The organism is Planctellipticum variicoloris (genome assembly GCF_030622045.1).
Lineage (GTDB): Bacteria > Planctomycetota > Planctomycetia > Planctomycetales > Planctomycetaceae > Planctellipticum > Planctellipticum variicoloris.
This window is the reverse complement of record NZ_CP130886.1, coordinates 7,139,599-7,165,334: the sequence shown is the minus strand read 5'-3', so window position 1 is coordinate 7,165,334 and position 25,736 is coordinate 7,139,599. Positions and strand designations below refer to the sequence as shown.

At 63.2% G+C, this 25,736-nt stretch carries 23 protein-coding genes; 6 read left to right on the top strand and 17 right to left on the bottom strand.

Annotated features, from left to right (window positions below; translation table 11 throughout):
* Positions 1-9: 9 nt before the first annotated feature.
* The 3 genes from trpA to SH412_RS28775 all read left to right on the top strand — a co-directional run bounded on the left by trpA (position 10) and on the right by SH412_RS28775 (position 2,321).
* Positions 10-825 carry a tryptophan synthase subunit alpha gene (gene trpA, locus SH412_RS28110; protein WP_336521363.1) on the top strand — a complete coding sequence of 272 codons (816 nt, stop codon included), beginning with the start codon at positions 10-12 and terminating at the stop codon, positions 823-825.
* A gap of 92 nt (positions 826-917) precedes the next feature.
* Positions 918-2,093 (top strand): WD40 repeat domain-containing protein, encoded by a 1,176-nt coding sequence (locus tag SH412_RS28105; RefSeq protein ID WP_336521362.1) that lies wholly within the window; start codon positions 918-920, stop codon positions 2,091-2,093.
* A gap of 66 nt (positions 2,094-2,159) precedes the next feature.
* On the top strand, positions 2,160-2,321 hold the full coding sequence (locus SH412_RS28775) for a group II intron maturase-specific domain-containing protein (protein ID WP_419555763.1): 162 nt from the start codon (positions 2,160-2,162) through the stop codon (positions 2,319-2,321).
* Positions 2,322-2,336: 15 nt separating this feature from the next.
* Here the strand turns inward: SH412_RS28775 and SH412_RS28100 are convergent, their stop codons facing one another.
* The 3 genes from SH412_RS28100 to SH412_RS28090 form a co-directional block, all read right to left on the bottom strand.
* Complete coding sequence (locus tag SH412_RS28100) at positions 2,337-3,545, bottom strand: methionine adenosyltransferase (protein WP_336521361.1); 1,209 nt, start codon at positions 3,543-3,545, stop codon at positions 2,337-2,339.
* A 186-nt stretch (positions 3,546-3,731) separates the two neighbouring features.
* Positions 3,732-4,826: a DUF481 domain-containing protein gene (locus SH412_RS28095; protein ID WP_336521360.1), complete on the bottom strand. Its 1,095-nt coding sequence runs from the start codon at positions 4,824-4,826 to the stop codon at positions 3,732-3,734.
* 405 nt (positions 4,827-5,231) lie between these two features.
* Complete coding sequence (locus SH412_RS28090) at positions 5,232-5,678, bottom strand: hypothetical protein (RefSeq protein WP_336521359.1); 447 nt, start codon at positions 5,676-5,678, stop codon at positions 5,232-5,234.
* A 467-nt stretch (positions 5,679-6,145) separates the two neighbouring features.
* On the opposite strand from SH412_RS28090, the gene SH412_RS28085 reads away from it, so the two are divergent.
* Positions 6,146-7,072, top strand: coding sequence for a ParB/RepB/Spo0J family partition protein (locus tag SH412_RS28085; RefSeq protein ID WP_336521358.1), 927 nt, complete (start codon positions 6,146-6,148; stop codon positions 7,070-7,072).
* A gap of 126 nt (positions 7,073-7,198) precedes the next feature.
* On the opposite strand, the gene SH412_RS28080 is transcribed toward SH412_RS28085, so the two are convergent.
* The 8 genes from SH412_RS28080 to SH412_RS28045 form a co-directional block, all read right to left on the bottom strand.
* Entirely contained in the window at positions 7,199-10,264 is a 3,066-nt protein-coding gene (locus tag SH412_RS28080) for a sigma 54-interacting transcriptional regulator (protein ID WP_336521357.1), read from the bottom strand.
* Between the two features lie 511 nt (positions 10,265-10,775).
* Positions 10,776-12,122: an excinuclease ABC subunit UvrC gene (locus tag SH412_RS28075; protein WP_336521356.1), complete on the bottom strand. Its 1,347-nt coding sequence runs from the start codon at positions 12,120-12,122 to the stop codon at positions 10,776-10,778.
* Positions 12,123-12,364: 242 nt separating this feature from the next.
* Positions 12,365-13,456 carry a hypothetical protein gene (locus tag SH412_RS28070; RefSeq protein ID WP_336521355.1) on the bottom strand — a complete coding sequence of 364 codons (1,092 nt, stop codon included), beginning with the start codon at positions 13,454-13,456 and terminating at the stop codon, positions 12,365-12,367.
* Entirely contained in the window at positions 13,453-14,886 is a 1,434-nt protein-coding gene (locus tag SH412_RS28065) for a cytochrome ubiquinol oxidase subunit I (protein ID WP_336521354.1), read from the bottom strand. Before SH412_RS28065 ends, SH412_RS28070 begins: the two co-directional genes overlap by 4 nt.
* 225 nt (positions 14,887-15,111) lie before the next feature.
* Positions 15,112-15,486 carry a hypothetical protein gene (locus SH412_RS28060; RefSeq protein WP_336521353.1) on the bottom strand — a complete coding sequence of 125 codons (375 nt, stop codon included), beginning with the start codon at positions 15,484-15,486 and terminating at the stop codon, positions 15,112-15,114.
* 219 nt (positions 15,487-15,705) lie between these two features.
* Positions 15,706-15,975, bottom strand: coding sequence for a DUF5615 family PIN-like protein (locus tag SH412_RS28055; protein ID WP_336521352.1), 270 nt, complete (start codon positions 15,973-15,975; stop codon positions 15,706-15,708).
* On the bottom strand, positions 15,972-16,202 hold the full coding sequence (locus SH412_RS28050; RefSeq protein ID WP_336521351.1) for a DUF433 domain-containing protein: 231 nt from the start codon (positions 16,200-16,202) through the stop codon (positions 15,972-15,974). The genes SH412_RS28055 and SH412_RS28050 overlap by 4 nt, the downstream gene beginning before the upstream one ends.
* A gap of 130 nt (positions 16,203-16,332) precedes the next feature.
* Entirely contained in the window at positions 16,333-17,031 is a 699-nt protein-coding gene (locus SH412_RS28045; protein ID WP_336521350.1) for an ABC transporter ATP-binding protein, read from the bottom strand.
* 428 nt (positions 17,032-17,459) lie between these two features.
* On the opposite strand from SH412_RS28045, the gene SH412_RS28040 reads away from it, so the two are divergent.
* On the top strand, positions 17,460-18,332 hold the full coding sequence (locus SH412_RS28040) for a fumarylacetoacetate hydrolase family protein (RefSeq protein WP_336521349.1): 873 nt from the start codon (positions 17,460-17,462) through the stop codon (positions 18,330-18,332).
* A 112-nt stretch (positions 18,333-18,444) separates the two neighbouring features.
* Here the strand turns inward: SH412_RS28040 and SH412_RS28035 are convergent, their stop codons facing one another.
* From SH412_RS28035 to SH412_RS28010, 6 genes are all read right to left on the bottom strand, one after another.
* Positions 18,445-18,909 (bottom strand): hypothetical protein, encoded by a 465-nt coding sequence (locus SH412_RS28035; protein ID WP_336521348.1) that lies wholly within the window; start codon positions 18,907-18,909, stop codon positions 18,445-18,447.
* 79 nt (positions 18,910-18,988) lie between these two features.
* Positions 18,989-19,948: a DUF1559 domain-containing protein gene (locus SH412_RS28030; RefSeq protein WP_336521347.1), complete on the bottom strand. Its 960-nt coding sequence runs from the start codon at positions 19,946-19,948 to the stop codon at positions 18,989-18,991.
* A gap of 90 nt (positions 19,949-20,038) precedes the next feature.
* Positions 20,039-20,554 (bottom strand): carboxypeptidase-like regulatory domain-containing protein, encoded by a 516-nt coding sequence (locus SH412_RS28025; protein ID WP_336521346.1) that lies wholly within the window; start codon positions 20,552-20,554, stop codon positions 20,039-20,041.
* A gap of 58 nt (positions 20,555-20,612) precedes the next feature.
* Positions 20,613-21,887, bottom strand: a complete 1,275-nt coding sequence (locus SH412_RS28020; RefSeq protein WP_336521345.1) for a DUF1559 domain-containing protein — start codon at positions 21,885-21,887, stop codon at positions 20,613-20,615.
* A gap of 908 nt (positions 21,888-22,795) precedes the next feature.
* The gene (locus SH412_RS28015) at positions 22,796-23,353 is read right to left on the bottom strand and encodes a dihydrofolate reductase family protein (protein ID WP_336521344.1); all 558 of its coding nucleotides are present in this window, start codon (positions 23,351-23,353) and stop codon (positions 22,796-22,798) included.
* A 406-nt stretch (positions 23,354-23,759) separates the two neighbouring features.
* Positions 23,760-24,194 (bottom strand): VOC family protein, encoded by a 435-nt coding sequence (locus SH412_RS28010; protein ID WP_336521343.1) that lies wholly within the window; start codon positions 24,192-24,194, stop codon positions 23,760-23,762.
* A gap of 885 nt (positions 24,195-25,079) precedes the next feature.
* On the opposite strand from SH412_RS28010, the gene SH412_RS28005 reads away from it, so the two are divergent.
* Complete coding sequence (locus SH412_RS28005) at positions 25,080-25,727, top strand: putative 2OG-Fe(II) oxygenase (protein ID WP_336521342.1); 648 nt, start codon at positions 25,080-25,082, stop codon at positions 25,725-25,727.
* Positions 25,728-25,736 lie beyond the last annotated feature (9 nt).

Genomic DNA, 25,736 nt, shown 5'->3' with positions numbered 1-25,736 from the left:
TGATCCACCGTGAGCGCCATTGCCCCCGTATTCACCCGGCGAACTGCCGAAAATCAGCTCGCGTTCATGCCGTTCATCACGGCGGGCGACCCTGATCTGCCGATGACCGCCCGGCTGATCCGCGAGCTGTCGGCCGCCGGGGCCGACCTGATCGAGATCGGCTTTCCGTACAGCGATCCGATCGCCGACGGCCCGGTCATCCAGGCTTCGTACACGCGGGCTCTCAACAACAAAGTCCACGTGGCGGACATCTTCGCGACCGTCGCCGAAGTCACCCGCGACATCACCACGCCCCTTGTGGCGATGGTCTCCTACGCGATCATCTTCCGCATCGGCCCGGACAAGTTCGTCGAGCAGGCGGCCGGGGCGGGCTTTGCGGGCCTGATCGTCCCCGATCTGCCGGGGGACGAAGCCGACCAGTTCGCCGAGCTGGCCCGGACGGCGAAGCTCGATCTGATTCAGCTCATCGCTCCGACGACCCCCGGCGACCGGGCGGCGCGGATCATGCAGAACTCGACGGGCTTCGTGTACTGCATCGCCGTCGCCGGGACGACGGGGGTCCGTGAGGCCTTGCCCGACGAACTGCAGCAGATGCTGCGACAGCTCCGCGAGCGGACCGAACTGCCGCTGGCGGTGGGATTCGGCATCAGCCGGGCCGATCAGATCGACGGCCTCCGCGGCCTGGCGCAGGGAGTGATCGTCGGCTCGGCGATTGTCCGGTTCCTGGAGACGCTGGCGACTGATCCGACGCAGCGGGATGCGGTGCTGAAGCAGGTCCACGAGTTCGCCGCAACGCTCGCAAAAACTGCACATGAGAGCCGTTGATGCAGGGCCAGTCCATGCCGGCGCTGGCTGACTGGACGATCATGCCGTAATCTCGTGACACTCATGTCGGTCACAAGGTACGGAGCCGCTCAATGTCTCTCCACAACCTGATCGCCTTCACAACTGCAGGCGATGCATTCGCTCTGGCCGACAATCGCGAACTGCTGGTTCACGATTTTGCGACCCAGTCTCCTCTCTGGCGGCAGGAGCTGCCGGCCCGAATCGTCGGTCTCGGTGCGGAAGGATCTGCCATCGTCGCAGTCGACGATGCCGGTCAAATGACTCTGTGGGACGCGAAATCCGGCCAGGCGCGCGGCCAGTTGACGCTGGGGAGCACCGCGAACGGTCTGGCGATGTCGCCGACCGGCGCCGCCGCCGTCCTCCTGCCAGACTCCGTCGCCATCGTGTCTCGCAACAAGTCCGTCTCTTCTGTCAGGATCTCCGGCGCCTGCGCAGCCGCCTGGTCCAGCGACGGCGGGCTGCTGGCGATTGGCGCCACCGACGGATACGTGACGATCGTCGGCGCGAATCTGACCGCTAACGCGCCCGCAGCCGATTCCGCCCGCAGCGTCAAGCTTCCGTTCCCGGTGCAGTTCCTCTGCTGGCACGACGGCGGTGACTGGCTGGTCTCTGCGGGAAGTTCCATTTGGACGATCGACCGTCTGGCGGCCTCGCATCAGGAACTGATCACCGAGTTGCCGGAACCGCCGGATTTCGTGGCCTGTTCCCGCGACGGCGGACTGCTGGCCTTTACGACGCGCGGCAAGTCCGCCAAGGTCTTGAACGCCAATGACTACTCGGTTGTCGCCAGCGTGACCTACACAGACCGCTCAATACAGGGCCTGCTCTTCGGACCATCGCCATTCCTGGCCATTTCACTCGACGGTGGCGACGCCAATCTCTTCAATCTGGCTGACGAGCAAGTTCTGCGCAGCGATCCCCATCCGGGCCGGGACCACAATCGATGGGCACTCAATGTCGGCCTGCATTCGGAAAAGCTTCCCCCCACCTACATTGGTTCCGTCGGGAAGGCAAAGTCTCAGCCGACGCCAGGAGATTCCGCGACAGTACCGCGCAATCAATTGTTCCCGGGCTGGATGGGGCCGATCGTTGGCGCTGGAATTGGAGGCTTCTTCGGGACCAAAGTTAACACTGAGATCCCAATCGAACAGCGAATGCCCGCGATTCTGCTTGGAGCCGCACTTGGCTGCGCAGGCGGCCTCCTGATCTGGCTCTGGGACTGGTCCCGCTCGCGTGGCAAGAAGTAAGGAAGGCTGCGAACTCGTCCGGCTGAGCTGACGGGCCGACAGTAAGGCTAAAATCCGACCCCGCGTGTGGTCGAGGACATGAATCAGGACCTCCGCGGCTGGGTCGCGTACTTCCGGCACGGTTACCCGGCCCCAGCCTTTCCCCGAGTGAGGGACTGGGCGCGGGGCCGACTGCATCAACACCCGGCAGGATCGGCAGACCCGCGAGCACTCTGCACAGGCCACTGACAACTGGCCTCGCGCTCAACAGATGGGAAATTCGCCCCGAATCAGCTTCGCGGTGAATGCCTCCATCTGTCCCAGTTCCTGCTCCACCACCTGCCGCACGGCGGGGGCGACGTCGGACACCCCGGCCCCGGACGCCAGAGCCAGATCGACGGACAGGATCCAGGGCTCGTCGAGCGGCTGGCCAATCTGGCTGCAGAGCCAGACGTAGACTTCTTCGACGCCGGGGACATCGGCATGAATCTTTCCGGCGAGCTGATGACTGAGGACGCTGTAGATCTTGCCGACGTGACTGACCGGGTTCTTCCCCGCGGCGGCTTCGGTCCCCATCGGGCGGTGAAGGGCGATGACGCCGTTGACGCGGTTGCCGCGTCCTACCTCGCCGCCATCGGCGCCTTCGGCGGCGGTCCCCAGGACGGTGAGATACATTCCGCCTTCGCCACGACTCGGGTCATCCAGCGTGTTGAGCGCAATATCGACCCGGTCCAGCTCGCGCAGTCGGGAGGCGAGAAACTGTCGCAGGTCCTCGGCGATCTCCGCCTTGCGGGAAAAGTAGGTGGTCGCATCGGCGATGAACCGATCGACGAACGCCAGCGCCACGGTGAGGGAGAGCACCCGGCCCCGTCGGACGGCCATCACCTTCACGTCCTCTCCGGCCGCCGGAAACCGGACTTTGAACGGGGGAGAGTTGAGATAGCGTTCCGCCGCGATCACGAGCTGCTCCGTCTCGCTGAGCGGCGCGTACCCGACGGCGGCGGAGGTGTCATTGGCGGTGAGCCGGGTGCGGGCGAAGATGTCGGTCAGTTCAGGGGAGCCGGGGCGGATTTCGTTCTGGAATGCCACATGTTTGTCGGGATCGACGAACCGGAGATGGTCGCGGATCCACTTTCGCGCCGTCGCTTCGGCGATTTCTCCGACGGGGATTTTGACGCCGTTCCACTCGGCGGTCGCCCGGTCGCCGAAGATCAGTTTCAGCGGGGCGTCGATTCGTCCGCCGCCGAGCGCCGGCGTCGACTGCCCCGCCACGAGCAGGCTTTTGTCGACGTTGTGATGCAGGATGCGGCCGGCGGTCTGCTGATATGCGGCGCACAGAGCCACAGACACGGAATCCATGAGTGCGTCGCAGATCGAATCGGGGTGGCCGAGCCCTTTTCGCTCGACAATTTCAATCGGCTGCATTCCGAGCGGGGGCGCCGTCGCCGTCTGAATCGCGATCTCGTTGCGCATGGGAGATTGGTCCGGCAGGCTGTGCTGGTCGTTCACCGTCGTTGCGCGGCAGCATAACGCACAAAAGAGTCGGATGCTCGTTTGTGCTGGGGCAGGTCAGATTTCCAGCCTGTTCCGCGCTCCTCCGCCGAATTCGGCGACCACCGCACAACCTGGTTTTGAAGCGGCGACCGCCGGCCCTGCGGGCTATTTGCGCTGGTAAACGACCGAGATGATGGAGGTCACGTCGGTCGGTTTGCGGCCGGGGTTTGGAATCGAAACATAGTCGGTCTGCACCGTGAGCTTCAGTTTCCAGCGGTCTTTCTCATCCAGATCAACGCTCAGTCCGGTCGTGCTGAAGACGCGGACGAGTTCGAAGTTGGCCATATTCGGCTGGACGCGGAGCTTCTGCTCGATCGACGTCCGGTCGAAAAGGGGCCAGCGGAGTTCCAGTTCGGCGAAGATATCGGGCGTCGTTCGCGTCTGCGCCGGGTCTTTGTAGGACTCGACCGTGAAAGCGGGGCCGAAACGCGTAATCAGCCGCCTTTTCGGCTCGAAGTAGAATCGATAACCGACGCCGGTCGACACCGTCCCTCGATAGTTCAGGTTGGCCAGCCCGTTGTATTCGTTCTTGCTGGTCATAAACACGATCCAGGGGTCGGTCACGTCCCAGTCGAACGCTTCTTTCATGCTCCAGTCAAAGTTCGAGTTGAGCCACCAGCGATTCGCCGTCTGCTTGCCGGCGTTCCGCGACCATTGTCCGCCGACATCCATCTGGCGACTGTTCTCCGGCGTATTCCGTTCCAGGACCGAGGCGATGTTGAGCGCCTGCGTCCGCGCGTTGCCCTCCGTGAATGTTCCGCCGAGCGTCACCTGGCGGGCCCAGACGACCGCGGTCTTCTGGACCCCCTGGTAGATGTTCAGGGCCGGCGCGACCAGCGGCACCTTGTTGGTCCAGGGGGGCTCGGCGTCGGCCGGTTGATCGGGCTTCGGGGTCTCGCCGGCCGGCGGGGTGACTCCCGGCGGTTCCGTCGGCGCCGGAGGCAATTCCTCCTCGCGTCCGGATGAGACTTCCATGCGGTCGATCCAGTCCAGGGGGATTCGCAGTTCCTGTCCGGTTCCGATCTCCCACCGCAGAAAGCCATCTTCGACGCCGAGACTGACGCCCTCCAGTTCTCGGCCCCCTTTCAGAAACACGCGCTCGTGCGGAGCGTCGGCCTCGGCGCGGACCGTCGTCGTAACGCCGCCGGTCAGAACCAGCACCGCCAGGATGAACCCCGCTAAGATCCGGCGGCTCCGCATGCAGTCACTACAAGGAGAGTGTCGCCCTTCGGCCTCGAACGAGCACGCGGCGGAAGGGGCGCGGATTCTAGTGGCCGGAGCGAATCCGAACAACACGATTCCCGCGCTCGGCGGACGAACCTCGCCTGTCGGAAAGCGTTTCCCGCCAAGGAGAAACGGCGGCTCGACGCAGGAGTCATCGCGACCGGGATTCGCTCAACTCAGCCGTTTGCAGTCCGTGCCAGTTTGGAGCCGTTGCAGAGAGGATCTGAAATCCGGGTGGCTGGGGCTGGCGGCTCTGGTCCGGGCACTACGAGGTGGGCGAAGTCCGGGGGCTCGAAGACTCGGCCCCGGCCACCCGCCGACTCCTGCATCAGTTCCCTGGATTCAGCGGCACGACGCTGGAACGTCGTTCTGATCGCGGTACTACGAGCCCTGGAAGGGATCGTCCGTTCCGGGGAAACCGGTCGGGGGCGCAATGTGACCCGCGGGTCTGGGATCCTCATCGTCGATTGCGGTAGCCCGACCGGACTGGTCGGGTCGCGTGGCGTACAGCAGACCGTTCTCATCGAACAGCAGCGCAACATTGATATGCCAGCGCGAGCCGTCTTCCTGTTTCCAGATGTCGCAATAATAGATCGACTGGTTTTCGCCGAAACTCCCGGCGACGCCCGCCGTTTCGAGTTCTTTGAGGACCTCGTCGCGCGGCGTTCCCAGCGGCGCCACCTTCAGCACGCGCTGCACCTGCTCGGAGGCCGGCAACGGACAGGCCATCAGGCCCGGCGAAGGAGTCAGCCGACAACCGGTGCAGGCCCCCAGGGCCAGCAGAGCAGCAACCATCCCGCAACAGATCTGCAAACACATGCCTCGCATCGCCGGTTCCTTCCGGTTACACGGCCCTTCTGGCCGAGCGTCTTCTACGTCGAATCCCCCAATTCCGTCAACCCCCCCGCCACGGGCGGCCTGTGCCCCCCCGCCGCAGGCGGTCTGTGCCGACCCGCCGCAGGCGGCCTGTGCCGACTCAGAGAGGGGATTCTGCGTGGATGCCCCGAACGGCGGCGAGGGGGGGCTGGCAATGGACTTTATCGTCATGACTTCAACTTCCGCGGGGAGGGACTCTGTTGTTCTGGCGAAATGCGATTCGCGATTCTCGACCAGCCCGCCTTCGCTCCTGCCCCGCGATTTGCGATTCGCGGCTCAAAACCGATCTTTACCCGTTTCACACACCCTGACTATCATCCGCCCCGCTTAAGGCCCCCAGCCGACCTGAGGGCGGCCAAGTCCACCTTGCAGTGTGCCTGCGGGACAGGATGTCCCGTACCTGTCAGTAAGGAACGATCATGGAAGAACAAGCTCCCCAGGAACCGTCGCGTCGGCGACTGGGTCGCGGCCTCAGTGCGTTGCTCGGCACCGCTGCAGTCGGTGACGGCGAAGGATTCGCCGGCGATCAGGACAGCTCGACGATCTCCGCCGAGCTGATCGAACGGAATCCGTTTCAGCCCCGCAAAGACTTCGACCAGGAACAGCTCAACGAGCTGACCGACAGCATCCGGCAGCACGGCGTGCTGCAGCCGATTCTGGTCCGTCCCTTCGGCGACGGATATCAGCTCATCGCGGGCGAGCGCCGGCTGATCGCCGCCAAGCGGGCCGGGCTCGATCAGATTCCCAGTCGCGTGCTGCAGCTCAGCGACCAGCAGATGTGCGAAGTCTCCCTTGAGGAAAACCTCAAGCGGCAGGACCTCAACGTGCTGGAGAAGGCGGCCGCCTTCCAGGACTATCTGCAGCGGTTCCAGTGCACGATCGAAGAGCTGGCCCGTCGGCTGAGCCTCGATCGTTCGACCGTCAGCAACATGCTGCGACTGCTCGATCTGCCGGAAACGATTAAAGACGATCTGCGTTCCAACAAGCTGACGGCGGGCCACGCCCGCGCCGTTCTGTCCCTGTCCGAAGAAGACCAGCTCGCGCTCTGCAAGCGGATTCAGGACGAGAACCTTTCCGTCCGCAAAACCGAAGAAGCCGTCCGGCAGCTCGTCGCCGCCAATACCCCCGATACGGTCCCCTTCCCGACGGGCGACGTCGACAAACCGGCTCGGACCGCTCCGGCGATGACGGCCCATGTGCTGGGGATGCAAGACCAGCTCCGCGACTGGCTCGGCGCCAAGGTCGAGATCAAGCTCAAGGGGAAGGAGTCCGGCAAGATTCTGATCGAGTTCAAGACGAGCGACGACTTCGAACGGATTCTCGGCCGCCTGCAGCGCGCCGCCTGAAACCGCATCGCACGACAGACTTTGCCAAAACGGCCCGCAAACCACGAGGTTTGCGGGCCGTTTGCGTTTGAACTGTCAGGACCAGGTCCGATTCGGAAACTCCTGGAGCTCTGCCGGAAGTCGCGACTATGGCAGCAATCCGTATTTCTTCAGCTTGCTGAAGTAGGTACTGCGCGGGAGGCCCAGCAATCGGGCGGCTTCGGCTTTGTTGCCCCGGCATTGACGGAGGGACTGCACGAGGGCTTCCCGTTCGGAAACGGCGGCGGATTCCCAGTCCGCCGGAATGGCCGACTCCTCCAGATAACCGCGCGTCGCGCCCACCGATGTCAACGCCGGCCGCTGGGCGCGTCCGGCCGTTCGATGGCGGTCGGCAGGCGACTGATGCTGGATGTCCGGAGGGAGATCGGTGAGCCGGATGACTGCGTCGTCGGCCAGGACGACGGCCCGCTCGATGACGTTCTCCAGCTCGCGGATGTTGCCGGGCCACTGATAGCTGAGCAGCGCATCCAGGGCGTCCTCCTCGAATTCGAGGATTTTCTTCCCCCCTTTCGACGCCGCCCGCTTCAAAAACCACGTCGCCAGTTCCAGGAGGTCTTCCCGACGCTCGCGCAGCGGCGGCAGCGTGATACTGATCACGTTGAGCCGGTAGTAGAGATCTTCGCGGAACTTGCCCTCCGCGATCAGCCGCTCGAGATTCTGATGCGTCGCCGCGATCACCCGCACGTCGGTCTGGATCGTGACGGAGCCGCCCACTGGCTCGAATTCGCGTTCCTGCAGCACGCGGAGCAGTTTGATCTGCGTCTCGGGGGTGATGTCGCCGATCTCGTCGAGAAACAGCGTCCCGCCGTTGGCCAGTTCGAACCGGCCCCGTTTGTCGCTGGAAGCGCCGGTGAACGCTCCCTTCACGTGGCCGAACAGTTCGCTTTCGAGCAACCCGGCGGACAGGGCGGCGCAATGGACGCTGATCAGCGGTCCGTTCCGCCGCGGGCTGTTCTGGTGGATCGCCTGAGCGAGCAATTCCTTGCCGGTGCCGCTTTCGCCCCGGACCAGCACCGAGGTATCGCTGACGGCGACTTTGCGGACGGTGTCGAGCACGCGCAGCAGCGACGGGCTGTTGCCACGGATTTCGCCGCGCTGAAACTCCTCCGTCGGTTCGTCGGACCGGTTGCTGGTCATGCCGTCGGCCAGCTCCGCCTGCAGCATGGTGATCTGCTGCCGCTGCTGGGCGATCCGTTCGACCTTCAGTCGCAACTCTTCGTTGAGGTGCCCCAGGTCCTGATGGATCTTGGCGCAATGCAGGGCGACGCCGGTGATCTGACCCAGGGCGGTCAGAAACGTGACGTCTTCGCCCGTGAACGGCGTGCTGTTCTGTTTGGGTCCCAGGACCACCAGCCCGACCGGCTCGTCTTCCATCTCCAGGCTGTGAGCCAGCTCGGCATGCAGGTCGCGGAGCGTACTCTGAATGGGGGAGAGATCTTCGCGCGTTCCGTGCGAAACCCTCTGCAGCGCGGCGTCCTGCGTCAACGCCAGCAGGAACTCCGGGGTCGCCGTGACCTGTCGCGGCTGATCCGACGACATGCCCTGCGCGGCGACGAGCCGGAACGTCGCGGTTTTCCCCTCGCGCAGATAGAGGGCGGCGCGGTCGATCTGCAGGACGTCGCAGCACGAATTGAGCATGCGCTCGGACAGGAACTGCGGGTCGGCGAGCTGGCCGACGGCCCGGTTCATGCGCTGCAGCGCTTTGTCGAGGCGGTACTTCTCGCGAAAGAACTTACGGTCGACAAGCTGCTGCCAGTTGTCGCGGACCCACAGCATCAGCGTGACGGCGATCATCATCAGCATCGCCACCAGCAGCGTCTGCGGCCGGGACAGATTCGTGTTCCAATGGGCCGCGGCAAGACTGACGCTGGCGACCGTCAGCGCCAGTCCCGCGGTGGCCGCGAAGCTGAGGGCATAATACAGCATGCCGCGGTTAATGATCTGATCGATCAGCATCAGCTTGTAACGGACGATGCTCACCGCGTAAGCGACCATGAAGACGAGGCTCGCCGCAAACATCGGCACCCGGGCGCCTCCCAGGACGAACTTCGGCCGCGAGACATACGCCAGCCCAAGCGTGTAGCCAATGAAGACCGTGGCGATCAGGCCCGCCCAGAGAATGAATTTGACCTGATCCCGTTCGACGGGATTGCGGGTATGCACCACGCTGGAGATGAGCGCCACCAGCGTCCCGAGAAAATACAGCCCCGCAATCGCCAGATAGGCGTAGATGCCGTTCTTCAAATGGTTCAGCCAGGCCAGCGTTTCGGCCCGCTCTGCCGGCAACGGGTGGAGGGACTGCGACCAGACCAGGCTGTCGACGATCAGAAATCCGACGAAGGCCAGCAGAGGCACGGCATACATCACCATGACCGTCGTCCGCGGTATGACAGTCAGGGGAAACTTGGCGCGGGGATAGCTGAGGAAGAAGTGAAGCGTCACCACCGGCGCCAGGACGCCGCAGAGCACGAAAGGGAGGTTGAGCCAGAACGTGCCGGCCAGCAGCCACCAGTGGTAACCGCCGACGAAGGCTCCCATCGTCACGATGCACATGGCGTAGAAGAGCTGAGCCGGTCGATCGAACGGGCGGTTCCAGAACGCGAGAGCCCCCAGCGAAAAGATTCCCAGCTCCAGCACGAACCAGAGCAGCGTCAGCGCGACGTCACCCCACGGCAGCGAGCGGACCGGCAGCGCCGCCCGCAGGGTCTGCCCGGTCGAAGGGCGATAAAAACCGATTTCCACCCACCGTGGGCCATTCTCCTCCTGAATTAACTTCGGGAGTTCGCTGGCGAGCGGATCAGCCCCCTGCAGAATCACTCCCCCCGGCGGAACTTCCGCCGAACGGAGCTTCCAGAGGTAGTGCACGTATTGAATAAAGTCCTGCATCGGCTGATCGGCGACGTACTGCAGGCGATCTCCGGGTTCGGGTCGGTCGCCGCGCCAGTCAATCTTCTCTTCGAACAGACCTTCCGTCTGGATGATCTCGATGCCGGGCGTGGCCTCGCCCGCCGGTCGGGGCTGGTCGACCATGAGAAACCGGAGTCGGAGATCGGGGGCTGTCGCGACGAAGACCAGGACCGCCACGCAATACGTGACAACCAGTCCCCCGGCGACCGCCAGCGACCAGCGAATGAGACCGCCTTGTGAATTCACGACTTACGCCTCCAGTTTTCCGAGCGCCGAGAGTGTCGATTCAGCGCCGAAAGCGCCGAATCCCCTGAACTTTCGGTCGTTTTCGGCGCTGATTCGTCAGCGCCGAACTGCGTCACAGGTTCCCACACTTCCGGCCTGAAAATCATTCGCAGACGATGTAAGCTGTTCCTTATCAATACTATGGCGCAGATTTGACACCTGCGTCAAACGAGCGCCGAAGAATTTTTCGGCGCTCGTTCAAGTTTTGGCACGCTGACTGCATAGCCATTCTTCCGTCGACACGACCTCGTGACGACAACATTCGCGTGCCCCAGCCGAGCCCCTTTGCGGGATTCAGCCAACTACGCGGACCTGTGCTCTGATGGCCTATCTGCTTCGCAACTCGACCCACGTTGCCCTGCAGTCCCCAGTCGCCAGAACACCCACACAGGTCCTCGTCGGCTGACCGCAAGGGGCTTTTTTTATTGAGCGGAGAGTCGAGAGCTTAAAGCAGAAAGCCAGAAGTGGCGGCTCAGTCGCTTTCGCCGAAGGTGGATTTGCGGCGGAGGATGTGGTGGTAGTGCTGGGCGAAACGGTGCGATTCGTCCCGCACGTACTGCAGAAGCCGTAGCCCGTACGAGTGACGTCCCAGAATTCGGGGGTCCGACTCGCCGGGGACGAAGACTTCTTCTTCCCGCTTGGCGAGGGAGATGACCAGCGGGGGCTGGATGCCGATTTCCCGGAAGGCCTCCATCGCCGCCCCGAGCTGGCCTTTGCCGCCGTCGATCAGCAGCAGATCGGGAAAGGCTTCTCCCTCCTGCTGCAGGCGGCGGAAGCGACGGCTGACGACTTCGCGCATCGACGCGAAGTCGTCGACGCCTTCGACGGTCCGGATTTTGAACCGCTTGTAGCCCGGCTTGAAGGGCAGGCCGTCGATGAACTGGACCAGGCTGGCGACCGTTTCCCCCCCCTGCAGATGGGCGATGTCCATCCCCTCGATCCGCCGGGGGGGCGCGGACAGGCCGAAGACTTTCTGCAGGCCGCGGACCCCCTTGCGAGGATCGATCTGAAACACTTCCGGCTGCGCGTGATCCTGGAGGTTGCCCCGCAGATTCATGTTTTCCAGAGCTGTGATCGTGTCGCGCAGGCGTGCGGCCTTTTCAAACAGGAGCTCCTTGGCCGCCCCCTGCATCTCCTCGCGCAGTTCCTTCAGCAGGCGGTCCTTCTTGCCGTCGAGGAAGAGCATCAGTTTCTTCAGATCCTTGCGATAGTCCTCGCGTGAGATCCGCAGATTGCACGGTGCGGTGCACTGATTGATGCTCGCCAGCAGGCACGGCCGGAACCAGCGCCAGCGTTCGTCCTCCTCACGAATGTCGAGGTTGCAGTTCCGGAACCGGAAAATCTGCTGCAGCACGGCAATCGTCCCGCGCAGCTTGGAGGCGCTGGTGAACGGGCCGTAAAGCTTGACTCCCTTCAGCCGGGGCTTGCGGGTGAATTCGACGCGGGGAAACTGCTCGCGAGTGTGAATCTGCAGGTAGGGAAAGGTCTTATCGTCTTTGAGCTCGGAATTGAACCGCGGCTGAATATCCTTGATCAGCCGGGCTTCCAGCAGCAGGGCGTCGACTTCGCTGTCGGTCGGGACGAAGTCGATGTCGCGGATTTCCGGGACGAGATCGCAGGTCCGCCGGTCTTCCAGGGCCAGTTTCGTGAAGTAGCTGCCGGCCCGGCTGCGGAGATTCACCGCCTTGCCGACGTAAATCACCCGCCCGCGGCCGTCCTTCATCAGGTAGACCCCCGGCGTGGTGGGAAACGTCTTCACTTTTTCCCGCGGTTCGACGGCAGGCTCAGGAGGCGGATCAGCGGATACGGGGTCGGTCATGGACGGGGCGGTTTCGCGTGCGTAGTGGGAAGACGTCGAAGATTTTGAACCACGAAGCACACGAATGAGCACGAATTGCAGAGGGTGGAGAAATCCGCAAGATCTGTAAAAAGGAATCCAGCGGACTCGATTCCCGCGTTATACGGTCTTCGACGCATTCGTGGCGATTCGTGTCATTCGTGGTTCTCTCCGAACCAGACAACCCCCAATTATAGCGTCCTTCAACCGCCCGACAGGCTCTGTCAGGTTGCGTCGCCCGAATCGGCCGGCAGCCGGCGCACAAGTATGACGCTGTACGTGATCAGACCGGCGTTGATCGCAACGAAGACCAGGAACGCGACCAGGCCACCGACCTGCGCGGCTTCCGCATGGAGCTTTTCCAGCGGCGACAGATCGAGTGCGACCAGCCGGCGGCATTCGCGAACGACCGTTCCGCCGACCAGGCCGCACAGCCAGCCGGCCGTCAGCAGCCACAGCAGTCCCCGCGACAGCGACTGCCTGCGCCAGACCAGCCACCATCCACCCGCCTGAATCACCAGACCCGCAACGGCCAGGCCCAGATACGGTCCCGCCAGCCAGCCGAGCAATTTCCCGCGGACATCGCCCGGCAACACGGTCGCGTACCAGCCACCCGAGATCGCCGTCAGCAGCAGGCCGGCCAGGCCCAGCCCGGTCAGCAGGCGGACGGTCTCGTCGCCGTCGATCTGCGATTCCCCACGGATCCAGCGCGTCTGCCAGCCCAGCACCAGGGCCAGCGTCGGCAGCGCTCCGAAGTACCAGACCGCCAGCCGAGGGGGCAGTTCCGGCGAATAGTACAGCCAGCGACCGGAGGCGTAGTGCGCGACCCAGCCCTCGCGATCCAGACTCAGCAGGTGATTCTCGGTCCAGGACCACGCGATGAAGGTGAAGCAGAGCCACGCGACCGTCCGGACCAGCAGCACGACCGTCGTTCCGCGGGCTGTCAGCCAGGCGGTTTTCTGCAGATAGAGCAGGTAGAAGCCGACGATCAGCACCGGCAGAATCGCCATCCAGCGGTGCGAGAGGAGCAGGTTCGAGGTGTAGAACGATTCCTGATAGAGGATCTGCAGGAACAGCAGCGGCGCGACGCCGGCCGTAATCGCCAGTCCCAGGCAGAAGGGGAGCCAGTCCTGCAGGATGTGGGCCAGCGCGTTCCCCGCCGAGCCCGCCCGGCCGCGGCCCAGTCCGAAGACCAGGCAGGTCGCTCCGGCGAGGACGTAATTCATGAACGCCACGTGGATCAGCAGCGTGACGACGTACAGCGTCAGGTAGAACGCGGTTGCGCCGGGAAAGCCGAAGGGGAAAGGAGCATTCATCGGGACGCTCCTTTCACGGCAACTGTCAGATCGGGTCCGCCGGGCGGTTCGCGTCCGGGGCCTGCCTCCCGGAGCCAGTCGGCGATCTGCTGCAGCACTTCGGGATCGCTCGATTCCGGCCACTCCGCCGGGCGATGGGCCTGATGCCACGTCAGGAACTGCACGAGCGCCTCCACCTCCGCGGGGGTCCCGGCGAAGGGGGGCATGAAGGGCTTCGTCCGCTGCAGTTGCGCGAAGTTCAGCCGTTTCTGGTCGAGGCTCCACATCTGCGCCAGCTCGGAGAGGGGGTTTGCCCCGTCGAGCGTGTGGCAGACGCTGCATTGAATCCGGTAGACCTTCGCCCCAGTGATGAGCTGCAGATTCGGAAACGTCTCCGCGCCGGGGACCGGGTATGGGTCCAGGCTCGTGCAGCCCACCTCGCGCAGATGGGCGACTTCGTCCGGCGCGATCGAGTTCGAGTAGAGATACTCGCGGATCGTGAAGGGCTTACGGGCTCCTTCCCGCACGAACTCGCCGCCGGCGGTGGCCAGAAACGCCAGCGCCAGGAGCAGCGTCGCCGTCGCCCCGTTGATATAGAGCTTCTGCCGCAGCAGCGCCAGCACCGCATACCCGCCGATGAACGTCGAACAGCCAACCGCCAGCGTCAGGAACAACAGCATGGCGATGCTGCCCCCGAGCACCCAGCCCCGGCTGTCGGCCGGCATCACTGCGATGTACCACGCCCCCAGGAACGGCATCAGGACCATCGGCGCCAGGAATCGGGCCGCGATCTGAATGATCTCTGTCCGCTCCTCCCGGCTGACCGACGGGAAGACGTTGACCAGCACGCACGCGGCGAGGGCCGCCGTCGCCGTGCAGGTGATGGTGCGGAACAGGAGCGACGGCCAGAAGCTGGCGTTGAAGAAGCCGGTCCAGACGTTGTGACCGGTGAGCCAGCCCCCCGGCGTCAACTGCCACGAGAGGATGCCGTTGATCCAGAAGAGGCTGAACCAGGACGCGATGGAGTAGAAGACGAGCAGCGTCATGCGGGCCCGGTCATCGAGCCGGGGTCCGTAGCGGTAGAACATGTAGCCGGAGACGACTTCGAGGCTGAAGAAGGTCCATTCGATGGCCCACATCCAGTGAAATTCGCTGACCATCGTGCCGATGGTGCGCGGGCTGACCTGGATCGAGGTGAACCACATCGCCACGCCGGTGACGGCCCCGAGGACGAAGCTGACGAGCACCAGCACTTTGAAGTAGCCGTCGCTGAACCGTCGGGCGAGGGGATTGCGTCCCCCGGCGGACCGCCGCTGAAGATCGCAGAGGAGCATGCCGCTGCCGATGGCGAACTGGGCGAGGAAGACGTGAAAGATGGCGAGCCCGCCGATGGCGAGGCCCTTCATGACGGGGCCGAGGTCGGGGACGGGGTAGAAGATGAGGGGATTCATGGGCCACAGTGCGGCAGAAGGCCATCGGGGTTGCGCTGACGCCAGCCAGCGACGTCTCGCCCGTCACAATACCGCAATTATCGCCAGATTTTGCGAGGGAAAGACGCCCGCAGACCGGGACCGGCTGAGATTCTCAAAGGCGGGAGGAGAAATGCAGGCTTCACCGCGGAGGCTCGGAGGACGCGGAGGGAAGAGGGGGAGACGATGATAAGGTGTAAAGCGCCGTCAGGTGGCTTCTTCGCCATCTCCCCACAGGGTCTGCGACTCACGCAGGTACTCTTCGTGGAATTCGGAGTCGACTTTTTCGACGGAAGGGATGAAGTAGAACCACGGTAATCCGCCTCGTTCCAGTTCCGGTTCACATGTTGAATACCAGTCGTGATCGCCAGCAACCGGGTCAAGGCGAGTACAGACTCCGAATCTGCAGACGCACCCGCCATCAGGAACATCGACCCAGCTATCGCGACGCGCCAACGCTTCCTCAAGCGAGTTGTGCAATCTGCGGGACATGTCGACGAGACTGCCGGGAGGCGCCCAATGGAAGCAATATCGTTCCGGGCAGACATCGGCCGGAGGCTTCGTGTGTTTGTCCCAGGTCATGCGAGTTTTCGGCTAGCGGAGTTCGACTGGTACGCTCTCGCGTACCAAGTCCCACGAGACACTTCGATTCTGACACGCGGGAGCGTGCCCGTCCTCACAGAATTCAAGGAACGACCCCGCGTATGCGGACGGTCACAATGTCTCCCACGCGGCGCGCGACCAGCAGGAACGGGGGAATCACGTCCGGATCCGCACTCAACAGACTGCTGAGGGTACCGATCATAAATGCTGGATAATATGGCCTGGCCGCAGAAAAATCACACCGACCACAGGTTCTCCCTGCAAAACCGCAAGTGTGCCAAAGTCGGCGTCGTGAGTCACGATGATGCGATTTTCCGAGAAGGCCCGACGCATCAGTTCGGCATCGGACGTTCCCTGCAGCCCCGCCCGGCACACATCGAGTACACCGAAGCCGGCATCCTCCAGCCACTGGACGACCTCGGGATCAAGGTTCTCCTCGGTCAGCAGGCCGAAGTCTCGTAGCTTCATTCCGCAACCGGTGTCGTCAGCAGCACCTCGTTCCGCATTGCTGCCGCCGCATACCCGAGCGCCTGCTCGACATCAGCCGCCGCCAGGTGCGGATGCCGGCGCAAGATGTCGTCGCGGGACGCGCCCGAGGCGATCCATTCGAGAATCAGCTCCACGCTGATGCGTGTCCCGCGGATGATCGGCTTGCCACCAAGAATGGCAGGATCGGAGGTGATGCGGTCGAACATGGGAAGTCGCTCCAGGACACAGCGCGTTGGGAACTCCAGGATTCTACTCGATTCCGAGGGGTTCCTGCAGAATTGGGTTGGCCCGCCAATCGCTCGTATCGATCAGAAAGTCGGCCGGGCGCGCCCAGCCCTACGTGGAGGCCCCGCGGCGTTCCAGCTTACCGTCGCGCAGTTCCCGCTGGTCGGGGAAGCGCTCGGCCAGTTCCTGGCTGTGGGTGACGCAGACCAGGATCGTCTGCTCTTCCTGGTTCAACTCCAGCAGCAGCGAGCCGACCGAGTCCGCCGTCCGCCGGTCCAAGTTCCCCGTCGGTTCATCCGCCAGCAGCAGCACCGGCTGATTGATCAGCGCCCGGCAGACCGCCACCCGCTGCCGCTCGCCGCCGGAGAGTTGGGCCGGACGATGGTCCAGCCGCTCTCCCAGGCCGACCCGGTCGAGCAGCCGCCGGGCTCGCTGTTCGGTCTCGGGAGTGACGCCGGTGCCAGGGAGGGTGGGGATCAGGACATTTTCCAGCACGTTGCACTGCGGCAGCAGGTGATGGTCCTGGAAGACGAACCCGACATGCCGATTGCGGAAGGCGGCCTGCTCTGCCGGCGTCAGGTCGAACGGGTTCTGCCCCTGGAGCGAGACGCTCCCCGAGGTTGGCGTATCGAGCGCCCCCAGGATGTAGAGCAGCGTGCTCTTGCCCGCTCCCGAAGGCCCGGTGATGGCCAGGGCCGAGCCTCGCCGGAGTTCGAGGGGGATGCCGCGCAGAATCGACAGCGTCCCCGCCTCCGACGTGTAATCCTTCACGAGGTCGCGAACAACAAGGTCGGCAGGCGTCTCGGTCATCGAAAGAGCTCATCGGCAGGAGGCACGGCGGCAGACGGGGCACCGTGCCATCTTCAGGGACTGGCGGGCGGATGTCAAAAGCAGGGGAGGAAGTGGCGAGTGGTGAGTGGCTGGTGGCGAGTGAAGAGGGGGAGAAGGCGGGCTTGTCGCTGATCGCGAATCGCTGATCGCCAGAGCCGGTCTCGCGTTCCCCGGCTCCTCCTGGAAACGCCGGGCCTCGACGCTCCCGCGTCGCATCCATGTCCGGCTCTCGACTCCCGTTCGACATTCCGCGTTCGACATTCGACATTTCCGCTCTGCGGCCTCTCCCCCTCTCTGCGTCTCCGCGAGAGTTCTCCAACCTCACGTCACCTCCCGTCCAGCCTCCCAATCGGACCGGTCGGGTATTAGGATGCCTGTCGGCTCAATCTCTCCCCCGAATGAAAGGCGTGCTTGTGCGACTGGGAATGCTGCAGACCGAGGCCGGGCCGAAGCTTGTCGGCGTGAATCTCGAAGGACAGTTCGTCGATCTGTGCGACGTCGACGTCAAACTGCCGAACACGCTGCTGGAAGTTCTCCAGACGCCCGACGGCCTGAACAACGCCGCCCACGCCCTCGCCGCCGGCATGGTCAAGGGACCGTTCCTGACTGGCACGCCGCTGGCCCCGATCGCCCGGCCGGGCAAGGTGATCTGCATCGGCCTCAACTATCGCGACCACGCGGAAGAAAGCGGCCTGCCGATTCCGACCGAGCCGGTCGTGTTCAACAAGTTTTCGCAGTGCGTGATCGGGCCGGATGAGAACGTCGTGCTCCCGGCGGCCAGCACTCAGGTCGATTACGAAGCCGAGCTGGTGATGGTGATCGGCAAGCGGGGCAAGCGGATTTCGAAGAAGGAGGCCTGGAGCCATATCGCCGGCTATACGATCGGCAACGACGTTTCGGCGCGAGACTGGCAGATCGGCCGGCCGGGGGGCCAGTGGCTGCTCGGCAAGACGCCCGATACGTTTGCGCCGCTCGGTCCCTGGCTGGTGACTGCGGACGAAGTCGGCGACGCCCGCGAGCTGCGGATTCAGCTCCGCCTGAACGGCAGGACGATGCAGGACTCGTCGACGAAGGAACTGATCTTCGGCATGGACGACATCATCGCGCACCTGTCGCAGATCACCACGCTGGAACCGGGGGACGTGATTTTCACCGGTACGCCGCCGGGCGTCGGCATGGCCCGCAAGCCGCCGGTCTTTGTCCAGGCGGGGGACGTGATGGAAGTCGAGATCGAAGGCTTCGGCGTGTTGAGGAATCCGGTGGTTGCGGAAGTTGCGTAGGGGCGAGTCTCGCTTCTGCAACTCGTCATCCCGAGTCCAAGAACGCCGAGAAGCCGGGGAGCGATGCTCTCCGGCTTCTTGGATGGCGTGGACAGTCCGGCCTGAATCGTCTTCAGGGGACGTTCAACTGCGGCTTCACTTTGTTCTGCTTCATCAGGTCGAAACCTTTCGCACTCTCCGGGACCTCGAAGTTCTGCTCGCCGGCTGCGACTTCGGTTTCGATCGTGTAGCCCGAGAAGATCGGCGGCTTGTTCACGGTCGGCTTGGTTTCGTCTTCGGAACTTGGCTGCGGTCGTTCTTCAAACGCGCTGATGCGGACCAGATGCGGCCCCCGGACGACGCCGCGGCCGGAATTCTTCGTATCGTACTCGCCGTTGACGATCTCCGCCGAGCCTGCGGGCCCTTTGTGGTCTGCCGCCGCGTTGGGGATGAATTCAATGAGGCCGTAGACGATCGGTTGACCGCCAAACGTCACCTTGCCGTGCAGGTTTTCGAGCTTGAGGCCCGATCCGCCGCAACCGGCCAGCAGGGCGGCGCAGACTGCGGCGAAACACAAAGTTGCGAGCGTCCGTGTCATTGATCGGGAATTCCTTCTGGCAGGCGTGCTGCGACGGTCGCTGCCATCCCGACGGTCGCAGAAGGAGGTCATCCGCTTATTAATCGAGCTGGCGCGTTTCCGCGTCGCCCCGGCTGGCGGCCGCCTGGTAGGTGACGAAGTCGATGTTTTCCGAGACGAAGCGGACGGAACCGTCGCCCATCAGGAAGTGACAGCCCCCGACGTGCTGGCTGCTGAACCGGACATTGTTGAACAGCCGATTGGCCGTCCCTCCCTGATATCCGGAATACTTGCCGATCGGATGCGTCACGTTCTTGGATGAGTACATGGCCGTTCCGGTGGCGGCAGAGGTCGGAAACCCGGTGCCGTTGCTGGCGCCTTGGATCCAAGGGCGCCAACTGGTTGCATAGCCGGACGTCGGATCGGTCTGCCCTGAGATTTCGCCCATCAGAAAGGTATTGGTCAGCCCGTCGGTGCAATCGCCGAAGCGGAGCGACAGATTGCGCGTCAGCAGTCCATTGGTCGCAATGCCGCCGTGGTCGGTATTGGCCGCTGCGACCGAATTCCAGTCGTAGTTGCCGGTGAGCGGAGCCGGCTTCGGCCCGACGGCGCCGGCGACGCCGTAGTAATTCAGGGTCCAGTAGCCGGCGGTCGTCGAAGAGCGGTCGACCAGGCGGGCACTCGAACAGAAAAACAGCGGCGCCGAATTGGCGTTCAGAGCGAGGTTCGGAGCGCTGCCGTAGTTCAGGCTGAAGTTAAACTGGTTGTAGAGCGGGGCCTGGTCGATGTACGGTAGGAGCAGGACATGGAAGCCCATGTTGTTCGCGGGGGGGGTACCGGAATTGAGTCCCATGCAGCCGTAGGGCAGCCGGGTGAAGGTGTCGTGATAGTTGTGGAGCGCCAGGCCCCACTGCTTCAGGATGTTGCGGCATTCGGTCCGGCGGGCGGCCTCGCGGGCCTGCTGGACGGCAGGCAGCAGCAGGGCGATCAGGATCGCGATGATCGCGATCACGACGAGGAGTTCAATCAGCGTAAAGCCACGGCGGAGTCGCGTTTGCATGGATCGCCCTTTCTGCAGGAGCGCGGACAGAAACTGGCACTCAGAAAACGAGGCCGAAACAATAGTTCGATGGGATCCGGCGGAGTCCGCTTACGGGTCGTTGGCCCGTTTCTGAGGACCGGTCAGCTCAATTTCGGGCGGCTTGCCATTCGTTTTCAAATCGATGGTCTCCGGCTTGAGCCCGGAGGAGGTGACTTCGACTTCGAGACCCGAGGACGCCGGGTCGGCGTATTCGCGCGGGGTCGTCCACTTGTACTTAACGTTGGATGCCTCGGGGTTCTCTTCGCTGAAGTTCGCAGGAAGATTCCCCACAATCTCCCGCTTGATCACTCCAACTTTGTATTTGCCGACGGGCAGGCCGTCGTCATTGCCATAAGTCTGCGGGGTGAACGCCCCGCCGGGATCAGTCGTCGCCCGAGACGGCCTCTGGTACTTTCCTTTCTCCGTGGTGACGAACAGCAAGGCGACCTGAGCACCTTCGAGCGGTTGTCCGTCAAGCGTCACTTTACCCTGGACTTTCACCAGGCGCGGGCGTCCGGAGCCACCGCAGCCGATGGCCATCAACGCCAAGCCCATGACGACGGCAATTGCCATCCATCGCTGCATCACCATCGCCTCGTCTCGGTGTCGGTCTACGGAAAAAATGGAACAGGAGCCGGTCTGTTTAGAAATCGCCGATCGAATTTCTGTCGTTAATATTGAACAGGTTCTGGTAAATGTAATTCCCGCCGGCTCCTGTCGACCCCGTGACCGGATTCGCCTGGACGTTCTCGCTGATGAATTTCACCGAGCCGTCGCAGAACAGGAAATGAGCCCCGCCGACGTGCGGACTTGCTACCGAAGCACGGCTGACGAGCGTGGATGGTGAATTCTCGTTGTAGCACAAATTGGCGCTGTCCGGAGACCCGTCGAACGGAGTATTCATCGGGCACTGAGCGGCGACAATATCCAGACGGTTCGAGGAAGATAACGTGACGCAGGACCGGCCCATGATCCACTGGGCTCCAACGGCGACGAATGGAGAATCCATCAAAGACTTCTCCGCCATCAGCATCGTGTTCGACGTCCCGTCGAGAATGTCACCCAGCGGCAATGCCGGGGCTCCGGGCGCGCTCGAACTCGGTTGCTGGGCAATCTGATTGTTCATGGCGAACATCATCGTGCCGAGATTGTTCTGGTACTTGTTGACATCGGCGCCGCTCGAGGACGGACAGAAGAAGACCGAAATCTTGGTTGTGAACAATTTCTCCTTCGAACCGGCAGCGGCGGTCGTGTAGTCATGCGGGGTCGAGTTTGCAGCGAACGGGACAAGATTGGTCTGCCCGACGCCAAGCTGATTGTAGAGCGGAGCCTGATCCAGCATCGGTAGTAGCATCGACGGGTAAGCCCAGTTGCGGGTCACCTCTTGCGAGCCAGTTCCCAACCCACCGGCCACGCAATACGGCGGGAACCGCTTGTGGACGTCGATGTAGTTGTGGAAGGCCAGGCCGAGCTGCTTCAGATGGTTTTTGCACTGAGTCCGGCGGGCGGCCTCGCGGGCCTGCTGCACGGCCGGCAGCAGCAGGGCGATCAGGATTGCGATGATCGCAATCACCACCAGCAGCTCTATGAGCGTAAAGCCGGACGAAGCCCGGCGATCGGGGCGTACAATCGGGTTCATGGGGTCAATCCAGCGGGTGAAACTCGATGAAGCAATGACGACAATGACGACAATGACGACGACGATGGCGAAATCAAAAACGTTCCAGCCGCAGACTGCCGCCGAACGTATTACAAACCCCGCATCTCGGACCGCGTTTCGGAACGAATCCGGAGATTCCGGAAAATCCGCGGCGCCGAGCCAGTTCGATTTCAATGAACAATTGGTGAAGAGGTTCAGTCTAGACGTCGCTTCTGCCGGTTGCAATCGAGCTTGCAAATCCGAGACATGGTCTGTCACACCCGCAACGACTTCTGTCTTGATCGTCCGATGTGGCGATTGGTCTGGGATCCGGAAAAATCCGGTGAGGGAGCGTTGCTGGTCTTGCCGCCGCCGAAAACCGGGCCGAGCTCAGCGCGAACGTGGATTGATCGAACGCCGCGACCGGAAGTCCCAGAGTGCCTGTAACCCTTTCCCGCCAACCGTCACAGAGCGGACCCTCCGGGCGAAATCTCGGCGTCGGGACGCCGCCGCCGTCGCGGAGGTCTGTGGCCTCTGAGGCCGCGGACTCCGTCAGCCCCGCCGCTGCCATCCCGACGCCCTCCGCAGGGAGCAAGACGACAAACTCCATCGGCCTGTACAGAAAACGCGCCGAACGAGATTGGGCGGGAGCCTGCCGAAACGGACGTGGAAACCGCAAACCGGCACGCAGGAGCGTGCCCTGCGACAGACAACAGACGACTGACATCGGACCAAACTATGAATTCCACGCAACCAATCCCTGGAGGGTGAACGGCCAACAGTCCTCAGCCTTTCTCGGCCGCGCCGCCCCGGTCGCCCGCAGACGGTCCATCGGGGCCGCTCAGGGACTCCCGCGTCCCTCATTCCTCGCTCACCACTCACCAGGCTCTTTTTCCCATCCTTCGCTTTTCATTTTGCACTGCCCTCCCGCCCTCTTCTCCGGCGACTCGTTTCTCGCTATTCCCTGCTCGATAACTCGCTATCCGACGTCGTGAAGCCGGACTGCGGCAATGCTTGAACGATGGAACCATGTCGGCACGAGACTCGCGTGTTGCAGGTTGCCGGATGCTGCCAGATTCGTCCGGCGTGCGGCTTCGGCTTTTGTGCGACACGGTGATGCGACCACTGCCGGCCCTCAACTCAGAAGTCGCGACGGCCTGGGAGAGTGCAGGCTTTCGTGCTGATGGCTATCGTCTGGGCACATACTGCATTGCCACCGCGCCGCAGCCGAATTCCCGCCGGCCCACGAGCCTCAAGTCGACATACTTGGACAGCCCCGCGAACAACGTCGGCCCGTGGCCCGCCAGCCTGGGATGCACCACGAACTCGTACTCATCGATCAATCCCAGTTCCGCCAATGCCAGCGGGAGCTTGACGCCTCCCACGAACAGTCCCTTCCCCGGCTCCCGCTTGAGCTGCTGAACGGCCTCCCCCAGATCTCCGCGCACGAGCTCCGCGTTCCAGTCGACCCGGTCCAGCGTGCTCGAAACGACGTACTTCTTTGCGGCGTCGATCGTCCGGGCGAAGGGTTCCATCCAGTCGGCCATCCAATCGGGCCTCACGCCCGTCGCCGGCGGCCGCCAGGCCGCCTCCATCATTTCGTAGGTGACTCTGCCGAAGAGCAGGGCATCGGCCTGCGCGAGCTTCTCGGCCCAGTCACGATGCAACTCTTCGTCCGTCGAGCCTGCCCGATGATCGCAGCACCCGTCCAAGGTGATGTTGATGGAATAGCGAAGAGATCGCATGAAGTGCTCCTGCAATGGGCTTGCGGCAATATGCAGCGACCCCGAACGACGCCTCAACCTCCGATCTTTCGAATCTCTCAGAGAGCTGGGGCATATTCGAGCGCGAACAGACGAAGCCGTTTTTCCGAGGCCGTAACGATAGTCGTCGCAGATCGAGCGTACCACTTCGGCGCAATGGGAATGCGATGCCACTGCAGCACAGCCGGTGCGACTGGACGCCGTCTGAGTTTTCTCTGACCGGGGGCCGCGGCTGGAAAGCCTGCCTGCCGCAATTGAACGGCAGGTTGGCGGAAGGGAAAAGACCGAACGACCAATGCTCGGCGACCCGGCCCGCGCAATGCTCGGATTGCAACAGTGGCGCAATGGCCGGTTTTACTGCAGTGCACGGCGATTCGCCGGGCACGCCTCAGCCGAACTGCTCGGCAAGCGCGACAATGATGCCCTCCGGCCCGCGGATGTAGGCCAGTCGGTACATGTCCTCGTACTGCATTTCGCCAATGAGCTCGGCTCCGTGGGCGCGCATGTGCGCGACGACGGCGCCGATGTCATCGACAGCGAACATGACGCGCCGGATGCCCAGCGCGTTCACCGGCGCATTCACGGGTCCGAACCTGATCGCATCGGGCGTGTGGAACTTATCCAGCTCAATGCCCTGCCCATCGGGAGTCCGCAACATCGCCAGGGTGGCCCGGACATCGTTGAGCCCGATCAGTTTCCCGACCAAAGGCCCTTCGACGGTCGTCTCCCCCTCAAGCCTGAGGCCCAGTTCGATGAAGAACGCCTTGGCGGCTTCGAGATCGTCGACAACGATGAGGACGTTGTCCATCCGTTTGACCGTCATCGCGTTCCCTTCTTCCTTGACTGCTGAAGCCCGTGCTTGCCGCACATGGCGTATCACTGGTGATTCTCCCACCCGATTGTGCTGACAATAGGCGGCTGGCCAGAGGCTCGTCAATCACCGTTTGAACCGCCTGTCGCCCGACTGCGGCAAGCCGTTGCAGCGTCGACCGAGGAAGACCCTGGCCAAGGCGGCAAGTTTTTGAACTGGGCGCGATGCCGGGAGGAGATGCCGGAATTGAGGGTTTGACGCAGAAGTGCCCTGCAGCATGGTGGAAGGCCTCCTGCCGGCCATCAAGTCGAGATGGCGGGACGCCGTTAGAGCTTTTTGGGCCGGGCTGCGAACCTGGGGCGCTGAACTTCGGTGTCGCATGAAGGCCGGAAAGCAATTCCGAAGCTGCAATTCCGTCCCGGAATCGTGAGTGCTCTGGTGACTGGCGATGTATGCCGTCGTCCCGAGTTGCGGGTTGAACGCATCGGCCGAAGCGCCCGAAACGCCGCGCGTCAGCGGCAGAGATCCCATCCTGCGTCGCGCGCCGGTCGCGAGCAGTCGCTGACAGGGGTTCGCCGGCAGGCTGTGCCACAGAGGAAAACCAGGATCGCCTTTTCGATCGCTGAGTGCGGAATAATAATGAAGCGATAGACCCGTGCGGAAAAGACGGCATCGCCGGGGCATCGTGCGATGGCAAATCCAGAGCATGTTGGGCTACAAGCTCTCTGCGTTCAGCTCATGGAGCTGTCGAAGTGAGACAACGGAACTCAGCCGGGCGCTCAATGTGCAGATACTGTCGAATTCGGCGACGCACAGAGCGTTCGCAATCTCCTCTGGAGCTGTGAGCGGTTCGTGTCGAGGCGGGGGCAGCGGGTTTCAGTGTGAGAAGGTCGGCAGATGGAAGTGACGGACTATGCCTTTTTTCCGACGCGGGTGGCGACCATCCAATTCCCGGACACCGGCCCGCTGAATGCGGAGCTCTGCGATCTGTTTGAGCGCCGGCCGGAGCTCGACGACAGGTTCAACACGCACCCCGACGCGCTGAATCTGCTGCGTCTGGCGGACCGCGTCCCGGCGATCGAACAGCTCCGGTCGATGTTCCTCACAGGGGTGAAGCACTGGCTGGAGGCCGAGGGGATCGCGGGACCGGAGGGGCTCGATCTGCTGCTGTTCAGCAATCGCGTGGGCCGCGGGGAGGGCACGATTGTGCACAATCACCCCGCTGATCTGATCGGGATTTATTATGCCCGCACGGCGGATTCCGATCGACCGCCGATCCAGCCGGCCGACGGCGAAGACTACTTCGAGCCCGGCGACGGAGTGCTGGTGCTCCACGATCCGCGCTTCAATGCCAACCTGACCGCCGTTTGTCATCGCGATCACGTCAAGGTCATTCCGCGGCCGGGCCTGATGCTGATCTTCCCCGCCTACGTCTGGCATTCCGTAACGCCGCACCGCGGCGAGTTTCACCGGCTTGCGTTTTCGATGAACTTCACGCTGCGGTGGCCGGCCGGCCCGGCGGAGTACCACTCGTTGAAGCAATGAGCCGGACGA

Bases quoted from the DNA above. Each gene is read 5' to 3' on its own strand.
- SH412_RS28070 (WP_336521355.1), bottom strand. From the start codon at position 13,456: ATGAATGCTCCTTTCCCCTTCGGCTTTCCCGGCGCAACCGCGTTCTAC.
- SH412_RS28045 (WP_336521350.1), bottom strand. From the start codon at position 17,031: ATGACCGAGACGCCTGCCGACCTTGTTGTTCGCGACCTCGTGAAGGAT.
- SH412_RS28100 (WP_336521361.1), bottom strand. From the start codon at position 3,545: ATGCGCAACGAGATCGCGATTCAGACGGCGACGGCGCCCCCGCTCGGA.
- SH412_RS28075 (WP_336521356.1), bottom strand. From the start codon at position 12,122: ATGACCGACCCCGTATCCGCTGATCCGCCTCCTGAGCCTGCCGTCGAA.
- SH412_RS28095 (WP_336521360.1), bottom strand. From the start codon at position 4,826: ATGCGGAGCCGCCGGATCTTAGCGGGGTTCATCCTGGCGGTGCTGGTT.
- SH412_RS28005 (WP_336521342.1), top strand. From the start codon at position 25,080: ATGGAAGTGACGGACTATGCCTTTTTTCCGACGCGGGTGGCGACCATC.
- SH412_RS28065 (WP_336521354.1), bottom strand. From the start codon at position 14,886: ATGAATCCCCTCATCTTCTACCCCGTCCCCGACCTCGGCCCCGTCATG.
- SH412_RS28055 (WP_336521352.1), bottom strand. From the start codon at position 15,975: ATGAAGCTACGAGACTTCGGCCTGCTGACCGAGGAGAACCTTGATCCC.
- SH412_RS28010 (WP_336521343.1), bottom strand. From the start codon at position 24,194: ATGACGGTCAAACGGATGGACAACGTCCTCATCGTTGTCGACGATCTC.
- SH412_RS28060 (WP_336521353.1), bottom strand. From the start codon at position 15,486: ATGACCTGGGACAAACACACGAAGCCTCCGGCCGATGTCTGCCCGGAA.
- SH412_RS28050 (WP_336521351.1), bottom strand. From the start codon at position 16,202: ATGTTCGACCGCATCACCTCCGATCCTGCCATTCTTGGTGGCAAGCCG.
- SH412_RS28035 (WP_336521348.1), bottom strand. From the start codon at position 18,909: ATGACACGGACGCTCGCAACTTTGTGTTTCGCCGCAGTCTGCGCCGCC.
- SH412_RS28085 (WP_336521358.1), top strand. From the start codon at position 6,146: ATGGAAGAACAAGCTCCCCAGGAACCGTCGCGTCGGCGACTGGGTCGC.
- SH412_RS28015 (WP_336521344.1), bottom strand. From the start codon at position 23,353: ATGCGATCTCTTCGCTATTCCATCAACATCACCTTGGACGGGTGCTGC.
- SH412_RS28025 (WP_336521346.1), bottom strand. From the start codon at position 20,554: ATGCAGCGATGGATGGCAATTGCCGTCGTCATGGGCTTGGCGTTGATG.
- SH412_RS28030 (WP_336521347.1), bottom strand. From the start codon at position 19,948: ATGCAAACGCGACTCCGCCGTGGCTTTACGCTGATTGAACTCCTCGTC.
- SH412_RS28090 (WP_336521359.1), bottom strand. From the start codon at position 5,678: ATGCGAGGCATGTGTTTGCAGATCTGTTGCGGGATGGTTGCTGCTCTG.
- SH412_RS28105 (WP_336521362.1), top strand. From the start codon at position 918: ATGTCTCTCCACAACCTGATCGCCTTCACAACTGCAGGCGATGCATTC.